This is a genomic window from Virgibacillus sp. M23, from assembly GCF_034190895.1.
In the GTDB taxonomy this organism is placed as follows: Bacteria; Bacillota; Bacilli; order Bacillales; family Amphibacillaceae; genus Virgibacillus; species Virgibacillus salarius.
The window spans coordinates 1-3,571 of the sequence record NZ_JAWDHA010000113.1 but is presented as its reverse complement, the minus strand read 5'-3'; the positions used below and the strand labels follow the sequence as shown (position 1 = coordinate 3,571).

Annotated in this window: 3 protein-coding genes; all 3 read left to right on the top strand. The window is 38.5% G+C overall.

Annotation, left to right across the window (positions count from 1 at the left end; genetic code table 11):
- Positions 1–358: 358 nt before the first annotated feature.
- The 3 genes from RVS70_RS21405 (at position 359) to RVS70_RS21395 (ending at position 3,196) form a co-directional block, all read left to right on the top strand.
- Positions 359–1,348, top strand: a complete 990-nt coding sequence (locus RVS70_RS21405; protein WP_026679612.1) for an ABC transporter substrate-binding protein — start codon at positions 359–361, stop codon at positions 1,346–1,348.
- Positions 1,349–1,414: 66 nt separating this feature from the next.
- Positions 1,415–2,401 (top strand): ABC transporter permease, encoded by a 987-nt coding sequence (locus RVS70_RS21400; protein WP_026679613.1) that lies wholly within the window; start codon positions 1,415–1,417, stop codon positions 2,399–2,401.
- Positions 2,402–3,196, top strand: coding sequence for an ABC transporter ATP-binding protein (locus RVS70_RS21395; RefSeq protein ID WP_121605058.1), 795 nt, complete (start codon positions 2,402–2,404; stop codon positions 3,194–3,196).
- Positions 3,197–3,571 lie beyond the last annotated feature (375 nt).

Genomic DNA, 3,571 nt, shown 5'->3' with positions numbered 1-3,571 from the left:
AAGGGAAGTGGGCAGCCGGAGTGGTGGTCAAGCAAGCAGTAGCTATTATTCCATAATAGCTACTAGAGGAAGCGTAAATCTGAGCATTTAGTGATAAGGACTGAGCGAATTTTGCTCAGTTTTTTTACTGAAATATGCGAAGCCTCCTTGAAAAAAGAACGCTTTTTCTGCGCGATGCACCGCTGCCGAATCCTTCCTTATCTATGTACATTTATATACACAATTAACGGAATAATAAAAAAATTATGTAACCTGATAGTTTTTAACTATTAAAAGATTCTGGTTATTTAATAAATTATATGATATAATTCGCTTGACTATTTCTAACGTTAATGAAGTATAAAAAGGGGGAATCGCATTGAAAAGGTTTTTAGGCTTTATAGTTATTCTCGGCATTCTGGCGCTTACAGCATGTGGAAGCGATGAGAACGATGAGGGAACAGCTGCAACAGATGATAAGAGTTATCAAATTGGAGTAAGTCAAATCGTGGAACATCCGTCACTTGATGCAGCTTACGAAGGCTTTCAAGAAGCATTAAATGATGCCGGAATTAACGCCGAATTTGATTTTCAAAGTGCTCAGGGAGATCAGAATAATATTAAACCAATCTCAGATGGGTTTGTAGCAGATAGTGTTGATTTAATTTTTGCTAATTCTACTCCAAGTGCGATTGGTGCCTTGCAGGCTACCCGTGACATACCGATTGTTTTTACCTCGGTAACCGATGCTGTAGAAGCAGGTTTAATAAAAACCATGGAAGAACCTGGTGATAATATAACTGGTGTGGTAGACCTTCATCCTGATGCAATTGCAAAGACAGTTGAATTTATAGAAACCTATTTTTCTGATGCAACGGTTGGTATGCTCTATAATGCAGGTGAGCAAAATTCAGTAACGCAGGTCGATGCGGTAAAAACAGCTGCTGAAGGCACCGGAATAACAATTGAAGAAAGAACGGTTGCTACATCTTCTGAAGTTCAGCAAGCTGCTACTTCACTTGTTAGTGATGTTGATCTTTTTTATATTATTACAGATAATACAGTAGTTTCAGCACTAGATAGCGTAGTAGGAGTTGCAAATGATCAGGATATTCCATTGATTGTTGGCGAGCCTGATTCACTAGCTAAAGGTGGATTTGCAACGTTTGGTATTGATTATAATACAATTGGATATCGAACAGGTGAAATGGCAGCAGCAATATTAAAAGGAGATAAAGCCCCAAGTGATTTTCTAGTTGAATACCCACCTGAACTCCAGTTATTTATTAATAAGCAGGCTGCCGAAGAGCAAAATGTAGAATGGAATACAGAATGGGATGAATCAGCGCAGTTTTTAGAAGCTGAATAGACGAATAATAGAGTAGAGCCGGAGATGAGTCTGGCTCTAAATTTTACCTCAAACAGGAGGATTCATATGTTTATATCTTTGTTTGGAGCTGTAGAATCGGGTCTAATCTATGCAATTATGGCATTAGGTGTGTATTTAACCTTTCGTATACTTGATTTTCCAGATCTAACTGTGGATGGCAGCTTTGTTACTGGAGGTGCTGTAGTAGCGCTTTCCATTATGAATGGTGTTTCACCAATTATTGCAACGATACTTGCAGCTGCAGCGGGCTTCATTGCTGGATGTTTTACAGGGTTGCTACATACAAAGGGGAAAATTAATGCTTTACTTTCGGGAATACTTATGATGACAGCGCTTTATTCTATTAATTTACGGATTATGGGGCAGCCTAATTTATCTATTATAAATGAGAATGTCGTATTTGATTCCATTAATTCGCTAATTGAGAACACCGGGATCACTACGTTATTAAACAATTTATTAGCAGTAGTCGGTATTGAACAATTTCCACCTACTTGGGGAATTGTAATCCTTATGGTTGTGGTTACGCTTATGATTAAAGTATTAACTGATTTCTATTTGAAAACAGAGGTAGGTCTTGCACTGCAGGCTATCGGTGACAATAAACAAATGATTCGGAGTCTGTCAGCTAATACAGATTCATTAACCATTATTGGTGTTGGTATCTCTAATGGTATGGTAGCCCTTGCTGGGGCTCTGATCGCTCAACAAGGTGGATTTGCTGATGTTGGTATGGGTATTGGTATGATTGTTATTGGACTTGCTTCTGTTATCATCGGAGAAGCGTTATTTGGTAAAAAAACAGTGGCAAGAGCTACTTTTGCTGTTATCGGTGGAGCAATTATTTATCGGATTATCGTTACGATGGCATTACGCATCGACTTTATGGATACAGGAGATATGAAATTAATGACCGCGCTAATCGTTATTCTTTCTTTAGTAACGCCTAAAATACTACAAGCTAGAAAAGAGAAAAAGCGCCGACTATTAAAACAAAGGCAGCTTTATCCATTGAAAAAGGAGGTCTCGTAAATGCTTGAGCTAGCTAACATATCCGTCACGTTTAACGAACAGACTCCTGACGAAAAAAAGGCATTGCAAGATATTCAATTAGAAATGGATAAAGGTGATTTTGTAACAGTAATCGGAAGTAATGGAGCAGGAAAGTCGACTTTAATGAATGTAATTGCAGGACAAATTATACCTGATGTAGGTGATGTCTTTATAAATCGTCAACAAGTTGCTCATTTGCCAGAGTATAAGCGTTCTACTTTTATTGGCAGGGTTTTTCAGGACCCGATGGCAGGTACAGCTCCTTCCATGACGATAGAAGAGAATCTAGCAATGGCACTTGGTAGGATTCATAAGCGAAAATTAAGACTTGGAGTAACAAAAAACAGGAAATCTACCTTCAAGGAAGTACTAAGTTCCCTGAATTTAGGATTAGAGAATCGATTAACTGCAAAGGTTGGTCTGCTATCTGGTGGTGAAAGACAAGCATTATCGCTGTTAATGACAACTTTTACAGAACCGGAAATATTGTTATTGGACGAACATACTGCGGCGTTAGATCCATCCAGAGCTGCACTGATTACAGAATTAACGGGAGAGGTCGTTCAAAAATTTAATCTTACAACCTTAATGGTGACACATAATATGCAGCAAGCATTGGATTTAGGCAATCGATTAATTATGATGGATAAAGGTCAAATTATTTATGATGTAAGTGGAGAAGAAAAACAAAGATTAACGATTGAAGATTTACTACAGGAGTTCAGACGTATTCGTGGAACACAATTAGATAATGATCGTGCAGTGTTAAGTTAAATTGTTAAATACTCAAATCGGCTTTAATATAAGTCGTCTTTTTTTTGGGGGCTAGGAAATAAAATTTGAGCCTATGGATATATGGGCGTGTTGAGCCGCGTCCAGCCGCATGCGGCCAGTAACGAGGCGACTTCACGAATCGCTCTAATCTAAGTCATCATCTGCTCACAAGCTTTCCGTGATTCCTTTATCTACGTTGACTAGAATCCAGTCACTACGTTTCTAACCGGGCGCTTGCGTTTTTGTTCAAAGTTAAGAAAGTATAAAATCAGTGCAATGACTGCGTTAAGCCAAGTAGTTATTTTGAAATGTTTGATGTATATTGGCAATGCTCCGACTAATTACTTCGCTTTCCGCGGGCACGGCCTCAACTAA

Coding starts and splice junctions, on each gene's coding strand:
- RVS70_RS21395 (WP_121605058.1), top strand. CDS start 2,402: ATGCTTGAGCTAGCTAACATATCCGTCACGTTTAACGAACAGACTCCT.
- RVS70_RS21400 (WP_026679613.1), top strand. CDS start 1,415: ATGTTTATATCTTTGTTTGGAGCTGTAGAATCGGGTCTAATCTATGCA.